Genomic DNA, 14163 nt, shown 5'->3' with positions numbered 1-14163 from the left:
GCACCCAGCCGTCAGCGTCCGGTGAGCCGCAACCGGTCGGCACGGCCGGTCCAGTGCCCGACCCAGACCGCCCCGACGAGCGAGAAGAGCCCGATCGCCACCGGCGCGGCGGCGATCGAGAAGACCGCGGCCAGACCGGAGACCAGCAGCGGCCCGCCGGTGCCGCCGATGTCGCCGCACAGCCGCCAGCCGCCCAGGAACTGTGCCCGCCCGTCTGCCGGCGCGGCATCGGCGCCGAGCGTCATCACGATCCCTGAGCCGAGGCCGTTGCCGACCGCGATCAGCGCCATCACCGCGCCGAGCGTGAGCGCCGAGTCGGTGAGAGGCAGCAGCAGGCAGCCGATACCGACGGAGAGCACCACCGGGATCGCAACGACCTGGCGTCCACGGTGGTCGAGCAGCCAGCCGCCGGGAAAGGTGAGCGCGATGTCGACCAGCGCGGCACCTGCGAAGAGCAGGGACACCACCGACGCGTCGAGATGGATGTGGTCTGCCCACAGGGGGAGCAGGCCGATGCGTACGGACCTCGAGATCCCGATGATCACCACCGCGACACCGAGTGTCGCGAAGGTCCGGCGGTGGGCCCACAGCACGCTGCGTACGCTCAGGTGGCCGTGCTCGCGGGACCGGGTCCTGCCGAGCTCCGGCATCCAGCCGCCGATCACCGCCGAGCACAGCGACATCGCGGCCGCGAACAGGAAGACCACGTGGAGGCCGAAGACGTGGATGAGTCCGGCGCCGAGCAGCGGTCCGACGAAGACCCCGACCCGGAACGAACCGCCCAGCAGCGACATCGCCCGTGCCCGGTGGGAGAGCGGGGTCGCGTCGATGAGGAAGCCCTGCCGGGCGATCAGGAACGCGGTCCAGCTCATTCCGCTCACGAAGACCGCGATGGCGAGCACGGCGACCGAATTGCTGAGGAACGCCACGGTCATCGCGACCGCGTCGAGCGCCCCTGCTCCCATCAACGTACGCCGCTCGCCGATCCGCGCCACCAGCGAGCCGGCCGGCAGCGACGTGGCCAGCGACCCGATCCCGAGCAGCGCGACCACGAACGCCGCCATCGATGCGTCCGCGCCCAGGTCGGAGGCCTGGAGCGCCAGGACTGGCATCACCGCGCCGTGCCCCATGGCGCTGACGATCGACGGCGCGTACGCCACCACCGCGATGTCTCGGAACCGGAACTCCTCGGTCGTCGTCTCCGTCGTCACCCCTTTACTCTGCCGGATTCCTTACCAATGCTCACTATTTTTCCGCCGGCCGAGACGACCGGAGCGATATCGAGCGGCAGGTCCGCGCTTCCCGCTCGTCCCGAGCGACGGAGCGGCCGCGCGAAGCGCCGAGACGTCACTGCGGTCGGCCGAGACGTCGCTCCCGTCGGTCGAGACGTCACGTGGTGACGCTTCGGCCGACGGGCCTGACGCTTCGGCCGACCGGGGTGACGTCTCGCCGAGAGGTCACCAGCGTGGGTGGACGGCCTCGCGGAAGTGGGTGTCGTAGATCCGGCGTACGCCGGAGAGCAGCGCTTCGGAGAGCGGCGGGAGCGAGCCGGCGGCGGAGTTGGCGTGGGCCTGGGACGGGTTGCGGGCGCCGGGGATGACGGTGGTGACCCCGTGCTGCTGGGCGACCCAGGCGAGGGCGACCTGGGCAGGGGTGGCGCCCGAGGGGCCGTGCTCGGACACCAGTGCGGCGAACTCCTGGGCGGCCGCGACACCGGTGGCGAAGTCGACGCCGGAGAAGGTCTCGCCGACGTCGAAGGCCTCGCCGTGACGGTTGTAGGTGCGGTGGTCGTCGGCGGCGAAGGTCGTGGACTCGGAGTAGCGACCCGACAGCAGCCCCGACGCCAGCGGCACCCGCGCGATGATCCCGACGCCGGCCTCCGCAGCCGCGGGAAGCACGCGGTCCAGCGGCTTGAGCCGGAAGGCGTTCAGGATGATCTGGACGGAGGCCACGGTGGGCCTCGCGATCGCCGCCAGGGCCTGGTCGCAGGTCTCCACGCTGACGCCGTACGCCGCGATCACCCCTTCCGAGACCAGCGTGTCCAGCGCGTCATAGGTGGCCGAGGACTCGATCGTCTCCGACGGCGGGCAGTGCAGCTGCACCAGGTCGATCGTGTCGACCCCGAGGTTCGATCGAGACCGATCCAGCCACGTCCGGAAGGCGCTCAGCGTGTAGTTCTCGGGCACCTGGTCCACCCGGCGTCCCATCTTGGTCGCCACGAAGATCCCCTCGTGCGACCGGAGGAACCGTCCGATCACCTGCTCGCTGCGGCCGTCACCGTAGACGTCCGCGGTGTCGAGGAAGGTCACCCCGTCGTCCACCGCGGCCTCGAGCACCGCCAGGGCATCGGACTCGCTGACCTCGCCCCAGTCGGCACCGAGCTGCCAGGTGCCGAGACCGATGACCGACGCCGAGCGTCCGATCCTGCCGAAGGTGTGGCTCTCCATGCGGCACAACCTAGTGGGTCCGCCGATTTGGCGGCTCCCCGCGGCGTACGCATAATTGTTCTGAAACCAGAGACCGCCGGTTGTCAGGTGCGCATGCACTCGATCGAAGGTTCCGCAGGATGCGGACGGCCAGCGTAGGTGAAGAGCAAGACGACATCATACGTCACGCCCTGAGCCTGCGCTCGGGGCGTTTGTCATTCACGGGCCCGTCGCCGGTGGGATCGATTCCCGGAAGAAGGAGACCCATGGCGCGGGCTGACAAGCAGGCTGCCGTTGCCGAGATCGCTGACGAGTTCAGCGCCTCGACCGGTGCCGTGCTGACCGACTACCGTGGGCTCACCGTCGGCGAGCTGAAGACTCTTCGTCGCTCGCTCGGTGAGCACGCAAACTACGCCGTGGTCAAGAACACGCTGGCCAAGATCGCTGCCTCCCAGAGTGGCATCGAAGGCTTCGATGACCTGCTGACCGGCCCGACCGCGATCGCCTTCATCAAGGGTGACGTCGTCGAGGCGGCCAAGGGTCTGCGTGACTTTGCCAAGGCCAACCCCAACCTTGTCATCAAGGGCGGGTACCTCGACGGCAAGGCCATCGACGCTGCTGAGGTTGGCAAGCTTGCCGACCTCGAGTCGCGCGAGGTCCTGCTCGCCAAGCTTGCGGGCGCGTTCACCGCGTCGCTGTCGCAGGCTCTGTACGCCTTCAACGCTCTGCCCTCGAAGACCGCGCAGCTCGCTGCCGCTCTCGAGGCCAAGGCCGCGGAGGACCCCTCGATCCTCGCAGGTGGTGCCGCTGAGCCGGCTGCCGCCGAGGAGGCTCCGGCCGAGGTCTGAGACCCCGGTCGTAACTAACCACCACCTGTAACCCGGCCCCGCCGCGTACTCAAACAAACAACGCACGGGGCCACCAAGAAAGGAAGCCATCATGGCTAAGCTCACCACCGCCGAGCTGCTCGACGCGTTCAAGGAGCTCACCCTCATCGAGCTCTCCGAGTTCGTGAAGGAGTTCGAGGAGACCTTCGGCGTCACCGCCGCCGCTCCGGTCGCCGTCGCCGCCGCTGGCGCCCCGGGTGCCCCGGCCGCCGCCGCTGAGGAGGCCAAGGACGAGTTCGACGTCATCCTCGAGTCCGCTGGTGACAAGAAGATCAACGTCATCAAGGAGGTGCGCGCTCTGACCTCCCTCGGTCTGAAGGAGGCCAAGGAGCTCGTCGAGGGCGCCCCCAAGGCTGTCCTCGAGGCCGCCAACAAGGAGACCGCTGACAAGGCGAAGGAGGCCCTCGAGGCCGCCGGCGCCACCGTCACTGTCAAGTGATCTGAGGGCTTCGGCCCTAGCTCTCAGCCCGGGTTCGGCGGTTTCCGCCGGGCCCGGGCTTGCTACATAGCGGGAACAATTCCGCTACAGGTCGGTCAAGTTGCAGCGCAGCTTGTGATCGTTCGAACCGCGGGGGGCTACTCGGGAGTAGCCCCCCGCGGTTCGTTTCGTTATCTTGAACACGCGCCGGACGAGAGGATTCGCCCGATCCGATCGCCAAGGCGTCAGCGGGGGACTTCGTCTCGGGTGGTGATCACCGTCACCGTTCGCAGGCCACTATGGTTTACAAAAGTGTGACGCGTGTCGCGGAAAATGCGTAACCACTGTCACACTCTGCCGTTAGTCGGGCAGTAGGGGACTTGAGGGAGACCCCCGCGAACAGGAAGGGAGCCGGCCCGGATGGGTGTAGACGTAAAGATCGAAGGGCTGACCAAGAGCTTTGGTAAGCAGCTCATCTGGAAAGACGTCACGCTGACGCTGCCTGCGGGCGAGATCAGTGTGATGCTGGGGCCGTCCGGCACGGGTAAGTCGGTGCTCCTCAAGACCCTCATCGGTCTGATCAAGCCCGATCAGGGCTCCGTGGTCATCGAGGGTGTCGACATCGCCAGCTGCTCGGAGAAGGACCTCTACGAGGTCCGCAAGCTGTTCGGCGTCCTGTTCCAGGACGGCGCCATGTTCGGGTCGATGGACCTGTTCGACAACGTCGCCTTCCCGCTTCGTGAGCACACGAAGAAGAGCGAGTCCGAGATCCGCAACATCGTCATGGAGAAGATGGACCTGGTCGGTCTCATCGGCGCCGAGAACAAGCTCCCCGGCGAGATCTCCGGCGGTATGCGCAAGCGGGCCGGTCTGGCGCGTGCCCTCGTCCTCGACCCCGAGATCCTGCTGATCGACGAGCCCGACTCGGGTCTGGACCCGGTGCGTACGGCGTTCATCAACCAGCTCTTCATCGACCTGAACGCGCAGATCGACGCCACGTTCCTGATCGTGACCCACGACATCAACTCGACGCGTACGGTGCCGGACAACATCGGGCTGCTCTACCACAAGCACCTGGCCATGTACGGCCCCCGCGAGATGCTCCTCAGCTCCGAGGAGCCCGTCGTGCGGCAGTTCCTCAACGCCCAGACCATCGGTCCGATCGGCATGTCCGAGGAGAAGGACGCCGACGAGCTGGCCGCGGAGAAGGACATGGGCCTGCCGCCGCTCCCGCCGATCCCGATGCAGCTCGAGCCGTCCAACGGCATCCCGCGCAAATACCAGCGTCCGCCGGGCGCCTGGTGCCGGGAGAACGGTGTCACCCCGCCGCCGGGGTCGTTCCAGGCAGATGCCGCCATGGCCCCTGGTGGCGTGAAAGCAGCTCCTACAGAGGCTCCTTACTGATGTCATCTCTGACCGCCGCCAGGGTCCTGAAGCCGATCGGGACCGCTGGCTCGCTCTTCGCGTTCGGGCTGGATGTGGGCCGTGCCGTTTTCCGGCGCCCCTTCCAGTTCCGCGAGTTCATCCAGCAGGCCTGGTTCATCGCGTCGGTGACGATCGTCCCGACCGCGTTGGTGGCCATCCCCTTCGGCGCGGTCATCGCGCTGCAGGTCGGTGGCCTCGTGGCCCAGTTCGGTGCGCAGTCCTTCGTCGGCTCGGCTGCGGTCCTCGCGGTCGTGCAGCAGGCTGCCCCGATCGCGACCGCGCTGCTGGTCGCGGGTGCTGGTGGCTCGGCGATCGCCGCCGACCTCGGTGCTCGCAAGATCCGTGAAGAGCTCGACGCGATGATGGTTCTGGGCATCGACCCGATCCAGCGTCTGGTGGTCCCGCGTGTGCTCGCCTGCATGATGATCGCGGTCTTTCTCAACGGCCTGGTCTCGATCGTCGGTGTCATGGGCGGCTACGTCTTCAACGTCATCATCCAGGGCGGCACCCCCGGTGCCTACCTGGCCAGCTTCACTGCGCTCGCGCAGATGGCCGACCTGTGGCAGGGCCTCGCGAAGGCGCTCGTGTTCGGTCTGATCGCGGCGATCGTGGCTTCATACATGGGCATGAACGCCGGCGGTGGCCCCAAGGGCGTCGGCGATGCCGTGAACCAGTCGGTCGTCATCACGTTCCTGCTGCTGTTCATCGTGAACTTCGTGATGTCTGCGATCTTCCTGCAGATCATCCCGAGCAAGTCCGGATAGGAGGCGAGACGGATGGCGAACATCAAGTCGATCTACGAGAAGCCTGCCAAGAGCCTCGACCACCTCGGTGACGAGCTCGGCTTCTACCTGCGCGCGGTGTCGTGGTTCCCGCGCACGCTTCGGCGCTACAAGAAGGAGATCCTCCGGATCCTGGCGGAGGTCACGCTCGGCTCGGGGGCGTTGGCCGTCATCGGCGGCACCGTCGGCGTGATCCTGGCGATGACCTTCTTCACCGGGGCCCAGGTCGGGCTCTCGGGCTACACCGCGCTCGACCAGCTCGGCACCTCGGCGTTCTCCGGGTTCGTGTCGGCCTACTTCAACACTCGTGAGATCGCGCCTCTGGTCGCGGGGATCGCGCTCGCGGCGACGGTCGGCTGTGGTTTCACCGCCCAGCTCGGCGCGATGCGGATCTCGGAGGAGGTCGACGCGCTCGAGGTGATGGCGATCCCGTCGCTGCCCTTCCTGGTCACCACCCGGATGATCGGCGGCCTGATCGCGATCGTGCCGCTCTACGTGGTCGGTCTGCTGTCCTCGTACGTCGCCACCCGGTTCACGGTGATCCTCTTCTACGGTCAGAGCGCCGGCACCTACGACCACTACTTCAACACCTTCCTGCCGCCGGTGGACGTGCTCTGGTCCTTCGGCAAGGTGCTGATCTTCGCGGTCGTGGTGATCCTGATCCACTGCTACCACGGCTACAACGCCTCCGGCGGTCCCGCCGGCGTCGGCGTCGCGGTCGGTAAGGCGGTGCGTACGAGCATCGTGGCTGTCTCCGTGCTCGACCTGATGCTGTCGATGGCGATCTGGGGCAGCACGACGACGGTGAGGTTGGCCGGATGACTCAGACACTCAGCCGTGACAGCGTCGAGCACCACGTGCCGGCCCCGCACAAGAGGAGCGCGGCAGCGCTCGCGTGGGGCAGGCAGAAGGGGAAGGTCCTCGGCGTCGTCTTCATCGCCCTGGTCCTCGCCGCGCTCGCCCTGACCTGGGCGCAGTTCACCAACAAGTTCGGCGACTTCGAGGAGATCACCCTCAAGGCCGACCGCATCGGTCTGCAGCTTCCCGACCGTGCCGACGTCAAGGTCCGCGGACTGATCGTCGGCGAGGTCCTCGAGATGAAGCCGACCGACGAGGGCGCCGAGCTGACCCTGGGGCTGTTCCCCGAGGAGATCAGCAAGGTCCACCCCGACGTGACCGGTGCGATCCTTCCCAAGACCCTCTTCGGGCAGAAGTACGTCTCGCTGGTCCCGCCCGACACCGAGTTCACCGAGCCCATCCAGGCGGGCGCCGTGATCGAGAAGACGAGGATGGCCACCGAGGTCCAGGCCGTGCTGCGCGACCTCTACCCGCTGCTGCGGACGATCCAGCCGGCCGATCTCAACAACACGCTCAACGCGCTCGCCACCGCGCTCGAGGGGCGCGGCGACAAGCTCGGTGAGTCGCTCGACACCCTCGACTCCTACCTGAAGCGGCTCAACCCCGAGATCCCGGCGCTGATCGAGGACCTCGAGCTCGCCACCGAGGTCTCGGGCACCTACCAGGCAGTGCTGCCGGAGATCGGCCAGATCCTCCGCAACACCATCGTCACCGCGACCACGCTCGAGGACCGAGAGGTGCAGCTCAACAAGATGCTGACCGATGTGACGGCGTTCTCGAACACCGCCGACGGGTTCCTCGACGAGAACGGCGACACGCTGATCCAGCTCGGCGAGGTCGGCCGGCCGGTCACCCAGGCGCTGGCCCGCTATGCGCCGGTGTTCCCCTGTCTGATCGGAGGCATGGACGTGCTGACCGACGAGTTCACCGAGGTGTTCCGCAACTACACCGTCCACATCACGCTCGAGACCCTCCCGCACCTGACCCGTCCGTACTCGACCAAGGACAAGCCGCGCTACGGCGAGGACAGCGGTCCCCAGTGCGGCGAGCTCCCGAACGCGTCGTGGACCCAGGACAAGCCGTTCGCCCCGTTCCCGAACAAGGACGACGGCGTCGACGAGCCCACCGGAAAGGGCGTGATGCGCTCCGCCACCGGGACCACCGAGTATTCGGCCCTGTCCTACGTCGGTACGTCGGCCGAGGCCGATGTCATCAACGAGCTGTTCGCCCCGGGGATGGGCATGAGTGCCGACGAGGTCCCTGACCTCGGCGCGCTGATGCTCGGTCCGGCGGCGCGTGGAGCGGCGGTGAGCTACGAATGAGCGCAGTGAAGCTCTTCGACGCCAAGACCTTCCAGGACTTCTGGAAGCTGATCATCTTCGTGATCGTCACGACGCTGGCGACCGCCCTGCTCGCGATCACGATCGGCAACGTCACCTTCGGGCAGACCGATGAGTACAAGGCGGTCTTCACCGACGTCACCGGTGTGAACAAGGGCGACGACGTACGCATCGCCGGGGTCAAGGTCGGCTCGGTCAAAGACATCGAGATCTCCGACGACGCCCGCAGCGCCGTGGTCACGTTCTCGGTCGACAGCGCGCAGCAGATCGCGACCACGACCGAGGCGACGATCAAGTACCGCAACCTGATCGGCCAGCGCTACCTCGCGCTGACCAACCAGCTGGTGGGCGACGCGTCGGCGATGCAGGAGGGCCAGACCATCCCGGTCGGACAGACCCACCCGGCTCTCGACCTGACCGTGCTCTTCAACGGGTTCAAGCCGCTCTTCCAGGCGCTGTCGCCCAACGACGTCAACACCCTCTCCTACGAGATCGTCCAGGTGTTCCAGGGCGAGGGCGGCACCTTGGAGAGCCTGCTCTCCCACACGGCCTCGCTGACCTCGACGCTGGCCGAGAAGGACCAGATCATCAACGCCCTGATCGACAACCTCACCGAGGTGCTCGAGCACGTGGGCGACCGGGAGAAGGAGCTCTCCAGGCTGATCGTGACCTTCCGTGACTTCGTCGGCGGTCTCAACAACGACCGTGAGGCGATCCTGGGCTCCCTCGACCAGATCTCGGCGCTCTCGGTGGAGACCGCCGACCTGGTGCACGAGGCGAAGGACCCGCTCCTGGAGGATCTGCGCGAGGCCCGGAGGTTCTCCGACGAGGTCGCCAAGGACAAGAAGCAGCTCGACGACGCCCTCCAGCTCCAGCCCATCAAGCTGGACAAGATCGGTGCGACCGCGAGCTACGGCGGCTGGTTCAACTTCTACCTCTGCGGCCTGCGTGGGACGATCCGGGACGCTGAGGGCAAGGACCAGTTCATCGATCTCTACAAGCCCGGTCAAGCGAGGTGCAACCTCGGATGATTCCCTTCCGCGAACGTAACCCTGTCAAGATCGGCGCCGTCTCGATCGCCGTCCTCGCCATGCTCATGGTGATGGCGTTCAAGGCCGACAGCCTGCCGCTGATCGGTGGTGGCACCACCTACTACGCCAACTTCTCCGAGGCTGGTGGCCTGAAGACCGGCGACGAGGTCCGCGTGGCCGGTGTCCGGGTCGGCAAGGTCGACTCGATCGAGCTCGACGGCAACCAGGTCAAGGTCGGCTTCAAGATCCGCGAGAAGGTCAACTTCGGCGAGGGCTCCGGGGCGGGCGTACGAGTGAAGACGCTGCTCGGCGACATGTTCCTCGAGCTGCAGCCCGCCGGTGAAGGTCAGATGCGGGCGGGCGCGACCATCCCGGTGGACCGCACCGAGTCTCCTTTCGACGTCGTCGAGGCCTTCGAGGGCCTGGCCGACACCTCCGCCAACATCGACAAGGACCAGCTGGCCGCAGCGCTCACCACGCTCGCCGACCTGACCCGGTCGACGCCCGAGGAGTTCCAGGCGGCCCTCACCGGCGTCTCGGACCTCTCCCGCAACCTGGCCGCCAAGGACGAGCGCATCGAGTCGCTGCTGACCCAGCTCGACCGGGTGACCAAGGTGCTCGACGAGCGCGACGGAGACCTGATCACCCTGATGAACGATGCCAACCAGCTCTTCGCGGCGCTGATCCAGCGTCGGGAGGCGGTCCACAACCTGCTCATCTCCACCCAGCAGCTCTCGAAGGAGCTCTCCCAGCTGGTCGATGACAGCCGCGCCGACCTCAAGCCCGCGCTCGAGAGCCTCGACGTGATCCTCGACGTGTTCACGAAGAACGAGGAGAACCTCGAGAAGTCGCTGCAGCTGATGGCGCCGTTCTACAAGGTCTTCAACAACACCCTCGGCAACGGCCCCTGGTGGGACACCTACATCCAGAACATGCCTCCCGTCCCGGCTCTTACTGGGGGGAAGACCCCATGAACAAGATCATCGTCCCGACCATCATCGGTGCCCTGATTCTCGCCGTCGGAGCGTGGGCCCTGGTCCGCGACACCGGCGAGAAGACGCTGGTGGCGCACTTCCCGCGCACGGTCTCGCTCTATGAGGGCAGCGACCTGCGGGTGCTTGGTGTCGCCGTCGGCAAGGTGACCGAGGTCGAGCCGAACGGCACCGACGTCAAGGTCACCATGACCTACAAGAACGACGTCAACCTGCCCGCAGACGCGAAGGCAGTGGTCATCTCGCCCTCGATCGTCGGCGACCGCTACGTCCAGGCCACGCCCGCCTACGACGGCGGGAAGAAGCTGGCCGACGGCGCGGTGCTGAGCACCGACAAGACCTCGGTCCCGGTCGAGCTCGACCAGATCTACTCCAGCGTGGACGACCTGGTGGTCGCGATCGGTCCGGACGGCGCCAACAAGAACGGCGCCCTCACCGACCTGCTGCAGCAGACCGCGAAGAACCTCGGCGGACAGGGCGAGAAGATCAACTCGACCGTCGGCGACCTCGGCAAGCTGACCAAGACGCTCGACAACCGTGACGAACAGTTCTTCAACTCCGCCGAGCAGCTCGAGGGCTTCATCGGCACTCTCGCCGAGAACGACAAGACAGTACGCGACTTCGCCCAGGCCCTCGCGGAGGTCTCCTCCATGCTCGAGGGCGAGCGTGAGGAGCTCGCGGCGTCGATGAAGAACCTCTCGGTGGCGCTGACCAAGGTGACCCAGTTCGTCCGGGACAACAAGGCGATCCTGCGCGAGGACATCCAGAGCCTCAACCGGATCGCGAAGGTGCTCGTACGGCAGCGCAAGGCGCTCGACGAGAGCCTCCGGACCGCGCCGCTGGCGCTCAACAACCTGGGCCTGGCGTACAACCCGGAGACCGGCACGCTCGACACCAACGCGAACATCACCATGGTCCTCGACGAGATCCTCGAGAACCCGGCGTCGTTCCTGTGCAGCCTCGTGGACCAGGCGACCAACGGCAGCAGCGCCGAGACCTGCTCCCAGATCCGACAGCTGCCGGGACTGAACCGGTCCGCGGCGATCGGCCTCGGCACCGGTTCGTCCTACGGCGTCCCCTACGACATGTCGCTCGGCGGCCTGGTGGAGGTGAAACGATGACCGCGATGAAGCGTGCCGTCCAGGCATTCGTGGGCGTGATCGTCGGAGCCATGGTGCTGACCGGCTGTGGGACCTTCTCCGTGTACGACCTCCCGCTGCCGGGCGGTGTGGACGCCGGCAACGACGCGATCTCGGTGACTGCTCAGTTCCAGGACGTCCTCGACCTGGTGCCGCAGTCGACGGTGAAGCTCGAGGACATCGACGTCGGCAAGATCGACAAGGTCTGGCTCGACGATGGTGTCGCGACCGTCGAGATGCTGATCAAGAAGGACGTCGACCTGCCGTCCAACGCGCGCGCCTCCATCCAGCAGACCTCGCTGCTCGGCGAGAAGTTCGTCGCCCTGGAGCGCCCGGCCGAGCCTGAGTCGACCAAGCTCGCCGACGGCTCCACCATCCCGCTGTCGCAGACCGGCCGCAACCCGGAGATCGAAGAGGTCTTCAGCGCGCTGAGCCTGCTGCTCAACGGTGGCGGTGTGGCCCAGCTCAAGACGATCTCGACGGAGCTCAACAAGGCGCTTGCCGGTCGTGAGGACGCAGCTCGCTCCGTTCTCCACCAGGTGGAGCAGCTGGCGCGCGATCTCGACAACAACAAGGAGAAGATCGTCGCGGCCATCGAGGCGCTCGATGGGCTGGCGAAGGCCACCAACGCGCAGATGGGCTCCATCGACGCCGCGCTCGACGAGCTGCCCTCGGCGATCTCGAGCATCGACACGCAGCGTGCTGACCTGGTCAAGATGCTCAAGGCCCTCGAGCGGCTCGGGGACACCGGCGTACGCGTCATCAGGGCGTCCAAGGACAACACCATCGGCATCATCAAGGACCTCGAGCCGGTCCTCTCGAACCTGGCCGACTCCGGCGACAAGTTCGTCCGGGCGATGAACACGATCCTCACCTACCCGTTCGTCGACGCGGCCGTCGGCGGTTCGCCGCAGACCGCCCGCAACCTGCACCAGGGCGACTTCGTCAACCTCGATGTCACCCTCGACCTCAACCTGGACACGCTGCTCCAGAACGCGCCGCGGGTCGGTGACACGGTCTGCTGGGGTCTCGACGAGATCAACCGCAAGATCAAGACGTTCCCCGACGAGAAGACGGCCCTCGACTGGCTCAACAACCTCACGAACGTCTGCAACGAGGGCGGGCTGGCCGGTGCCATCGACACCTGCCAGGAGGCGCTGACCGGGCAGTCCGACGCTCCCGCCGCGTGCGTGACGGGGCTGCTCCGATCGATCGGCAAGACCCTCGAAGGTTTTCTCGGGCTCGGCGTGGCGCCGCCCGCCAGCGGCGGGAGCACCACCGACGACGGGTCCGGGTGTGTCCTGATCCTCTTCTGTCGTGCTGGTGCGACACCAGGGACCCACGCGGTGACCTACGACGAGTTGAGCAAGGAGCTCGACCCCGGTCTGACCTCGCTGATGATCCCGGCGCTGAGCACCTCGGGCAACACCCACCAGGAGGGCGTCTCATGATCACCCGCCGAACGAAGATGCAGCTGATGGTCTTCCTGCTGATCACCCTCGTCGGGGTCAGCTTCGTGGGTGCGCGCTACGCGCGCCTGGGGTCCCTGTTCGTCAAGGACCACTACGTCGTGGTCGCCCACTTCGCGCAGTCCGGCGGCATCTACGAGGATGCCGAGGTCGACTACCGGGGCGTCAAGATCGGCCAGGTCGGTGAGCTGGTGCTCAACCGCTCCGGGGTCGATGTGACCCTGAAGATCGACAAGGACTGGCAGGACAAGATCCCGGCAGACAGCCTCGCCGTGGTCGGCAACCGCTCGGCCGTCGGTGAGCAGTACGTCGAGCTGCAGCCTCAGTCCAAGGGCGCGCCCTACCTAGAGGACGGCTCGGAGATCGCCCGCGCTGCCACGACCACGCCGCTGCCGACCGAGAAGCTTCTCGAGGATGTCGCCACGACGGTCAACTCGGTCGACCAGAAGGCGCTCACGACGACCGTCGACGAGCTCGGCAAGAGCTTCGCCGGCACCGGCCAGGACCTGCAGACCATCATCGACACCGGCACCGCCTTCGTGGAGACCGCCGACCAGAACTTCGAGCTCACCACGCAGCTGATCCGGGACAGCAACACGGTCCTCCAGGGGCAGCTCGACAGCAGCTCGGCGATCAAGTCCTTCGCGACCGACCTGGAGCTGTTCACCGGCACCCTGGCCGGCTCCAACAAGGACCTGATCAGGCTGATCGAGAGCGGTTCGGCCAGCTCCGTCGAGCTGCGTCAGTTCCTGGAGCAGAACGAGGTCGAGATCAGCGAGCTCCTCAACGAGGTGCTGGTGACCGGCAAGGTCGTCCGGAAAAACCTTCCGGGCGTCAAGCACCTGCTCTCGATCTTCCCGACCGTGGTCGAGGGAAGCTTCGCGGTCGTCGACGTCGGCAACCCCGGCCTGGCGCAGGCCCACTTCGGGTTGGCGCTGACCACCCAGACGCCGTGCAAGCAGGGCTACGAGAGCACGAAGAAGCGCAGCCCGCTGGACCTGCAGAGCCGTCCGTTCAACACGGAGGTCTCTTGCACCGAGGACCCGAGCAAGTCGAACCCGCGTGGATCCAGCCAGCTGCCGCGGGCAGCTGCTGGTGAGACCGGCTCGATCGCCACCTTCGACCCCGAGACCGGCGAGCTGACCTGGAGCGAGACCGAGGACGCCTCGGTGTCGACCGCGGCTCCGTCCTCCTACGGGGACGACGCCTGGAAGTGGCTCTACCTCCAGCCCATGGAGACCGAGTAGCCGGACCAGCCGACCACCACCACCGCCGCGGACGGGAACGGGCTCCCGGAGCGGTGCCGCATCGGCTCGATCCGGTCGCGGCGTACGGTGTTGATGCTTGGAACTGGCTCCTCGCCGACCACTGACCGCAACGTCTACAGGAAAAGTGA

14 protein-coding genes are annotated in these 14163 nt (G+C 66.8%); 11 read left to right on the top strand and 3 right to left on the bottom strand.

Translation table 11 applies throughout. From position 1 onward, the window contains the following. Positions 1-11: 11 nt before the first annotated feature. Both IEY84_RS03100 and IEY84_RS03095 read right to left on the bottom strand, forming a co-directional pair. Entirely contained in the window at positions 12-1211 is a 1200-nt protein-coding gene (locus IEY84_RS03100) for an MFS transporter (RefSeq protein WP_183542111.1), read from the bottom strand. Positions 1212-1457: 246 nt separating this feature from the next. Then, on the bottom strand, positions 1458-2447 hold the full coding sequence (locus IEY84_RS03095) for an aldo/keto reductase (protein WP_183542109.1): 990 nt from the start codon (positions 2445-2447) through the stop codon (positions 1458-1460). A 245-nt stretch (positions 2448-2692) separates the two neighbouring features. Between IEY84_RS03095 and rplJ the strand changes: the two genes are divergently transcribed. The 11 genes from rplJ to IEY84_RS03040 all read left to right on the top strand — a co-directional run bounded on the left by rplJ (position 2693) and on the right by IEY84_RS03040 (position 14014). Further along, positions 2693-3274, top strand: coding sequence for a 50S ribosomal protein L10 (gene rplJ, locus IEY84_RS03090; RefSeq protein WP_183542107.1), 582 nt, complete (start codon positions 2693-2695; stop codon positions 3272-3274). 91 nt (positions 3275-3365) lie between these two features. Then, positions 3366-3752 carry a 50S ribosomal protein L7/L12 gene (rplL, locus tag IEY84_RS03085; protein WP_091042766.1) on the top strand — a complete coding sequence of 129 codons (387 nt, stop codon included), beginning with the start codon at positions 3366-3368 and terminating at the stop codon, positions 3750-3752. Positions 3753-4151: 399 nt separating this feature from the next. Next, a complete protein-coding gene (locus IEY84_RS03080; RefSeq protein ID WP_183542105.1) occupies positions 4152-5135 on the top strand; it encodes an ABC transporter ATP-binding protein in 984 nt (327 codons plus the stop codon). Beyond that, entirely contained in the window at positions 5135-5920 is a 786-nt protein-coding gene (locus IEY84_RS03075) for an MlaE family ABC transporter permease (protein WP_160025586.1), read from the top strand. The genes IEY84_RS03080 and IEY84_RS03075 overlap by 1 nt, the downstream gene beginning before the upstream one ends. A gap of 12 nt (positions 5921-5932) precedes the next feature. Then, positions 5933-6760, top strand: a complete 828-nt coding sequence (locus IEY84_RS03070; RefSeq protein ID WP_183542103.1) for an MlaE family ABC transporter permease — start codon at positions 5933-5935, stop codon at positions 6758-6760. Continuing rightward, positions 6757-8118 (top strand): MCE family protein, encoded by a 1362-nt coding sequence (locus tag IEY84_RS03065; RefSeq protein ID WP_229788249.1) that lies wholly within the window; start codon positions 6757-6759, stop codon positions 8116-8118. Before IEY84_RS03070 ends, IEY84_RS03065 begins: the two co-directional genes overlap by 4 nt. After that, entirely contained in the window at positions 8115-9167 is a 1053-nt protein-coding gene (locus IEY84_RS03060; RefSeq protein ID WP_183542101.1) for an MCE family protein, read from the top strand. Before IEY84_RS03065 ends, IEY84_RS03060 begins: the two co-directional genes overlap by 4 nt. Then, positions 9164-10141 (top strand): MCE family protein, encoded by a 978-nt coding sequence (locus IEY84_RS03055; protein WP_183542099.1) that lies wholly within the window; start codon positions 9164-9166, stop codon positions 10139-10141. The genes IEY84_RS03060 and IEY84_RS03055 overlap by 4 nt, the downstream gene beginning before the upstream one ends. Continuing rightward, positions 10138-11280 (top strand): MCE family protein, encoded by a 1143-nt coding sequence (locus IEY84_RS03050; RefSeq protein WP_183542097.1) that lies wholly within the window; start codon positions 10138-10140, stop codon positions 11278-11280. The genes IEY84_RS03055 and IEY84_RS03050 overlap by 4 nt, the downstream gene beginning before the upstream one ends. After that, positions 11277-12749 carry an MCE family protein gene (locus IEY84_RS03045; RefSeq protein WP_183542095.1) on the top strand — a complete coding sequence of 491 codons (1473 nt, stop codon included), beginning with the start codon at positions 11277-11279 and terminating at the stop codon, positions 12747-12749. Before IEY84_RS03050 ends, IEY84_RS03045 begins: the two co-directional genes overlap by 4 nt. Further along, positions 12746-14014: an MCE family protein gene (locus IEY84_RS03040; protein WP_183542093.1), complete on the top strand. Its 1269-nt coding sequence runs from the start codon at positions 12746-12748 to the stop codon at positions 14012-14014. Before IEY84_RS03045 ends, IEY84_RS03040 begins: the two co-directional genes overlap by 4 nt. Here the strand turns inward: IEY84_RS03040 and IEY84_RS03035 are convergent. Continuing rightward, a complete protein-coding gene (locus IEY84_RS03035) occupies positions 13987-14145 on the bottom strand; it encodes a hypothetical protein (RefSeq protein WP_183542091.1) in 159 nt (52 codons plus the stop codon). The two genes, IEY84_RS03040 and IEY84_RS03035, sit on opposite strands and share 28 nt — an antisense overlap. Positions 14146-14163 lie beyond the last annotated feature (18 nt).

The sequence above is a fragment of the Nocardioides albus genome, assembly GCF_014648255.1.
Taxonomy (GTDB): Bacteria; Actinomycetota; Actinomycetes; order Propionibacteriales; family Nocardioidaceae; genus Nocardioides; species Nocardioides albus.
The sequence above is the reverse complement of the archived record's forward strand: the minus strand, read 5'-3'. Positions and strand labels throughout refer to the sequence as shown.

Coding starts and splice junctions, on each gene's coding strand:
- IEY84_RS03045 (WP_183542095.1), top strand. CDS start 11,277: ATGACCGCGATGAAGCGTGCCGTCCAGGCATTCGTGGGCGTGATCGTC.
- IEY84_RS03075 (WP_160025586.1), top strand. CDS start 5,135: ATGTCATCTCTGACCGCCGCCAGGGTCCTGAAGCCGATCGGGACCGCT.
- IEY84_RS03095 (WP_183542109.1), bottom strand. CDS start 2,447: ATGGAGAGCCACACCTTCGGCAGGATCGGACGCTCGGCGTCGGTCATC.
- IEY84_RS03040 (WP_183542093.1), top strand. CDS start 12,746: ATGATCACCCGCCGAACGAAGATGCAGCTGATGGTCTTCCTGCTGATC.
- rplJ (WP_183542107.1), top strand. CDS start 2,693: ATGGCGCGGGCTGACAAGCAGGCTGCCGTTGCCGAGATCGCTGACGAG.
- rplL (WP_091042766.1), top strand. CDS start 3,366: ATGGCTAAGCTCACCACCGCCGAGCTGCTCGACGCGTTCAAGGAGCTC.
- IEY84_RS03055 (WP_183542099.1), top strand. CDS start 9,164: ATGATTCCCTTCCGCGAACGTAACCCTGTCAAGATCGGCGCCGTCTCG.
- IEY84_RS03080 (WP_183542105.1), top strand. CDS start 4,152: ATGGGTGTAGACGTAAAGATCGAAGGGCTGACCAAGAGCTTTGGTAAG.
- IEY84_RS03060 (WP_183542101.1), top strand. CDS start 8,115: ATGAGCGCAGTGAAGCTCTTCGACGCCAAGACCTTCCAGGACTTCTGG.
- IEY84_RS03070 (WP_183542103.1), top strand. CDS start 5,933: ATGGCGAACATCAAGTCGATCTACGAGAAGCCTGCCAAGAGCCTCGAC.
- IEY84_RS03065 (WP_229788249.1), top strand. CDS start 6,757: ATGACTCAGACACTCAGCCGTGACAGCGTCGAGCACCACGTGCCGGCC.
- IEY84_RS03050 (WP_183542097.1), top strand. CDS start 10,138: ATGAACAAGATCATCGTCCCGACCATCATCGGTGCCCTGATTCTCGCC.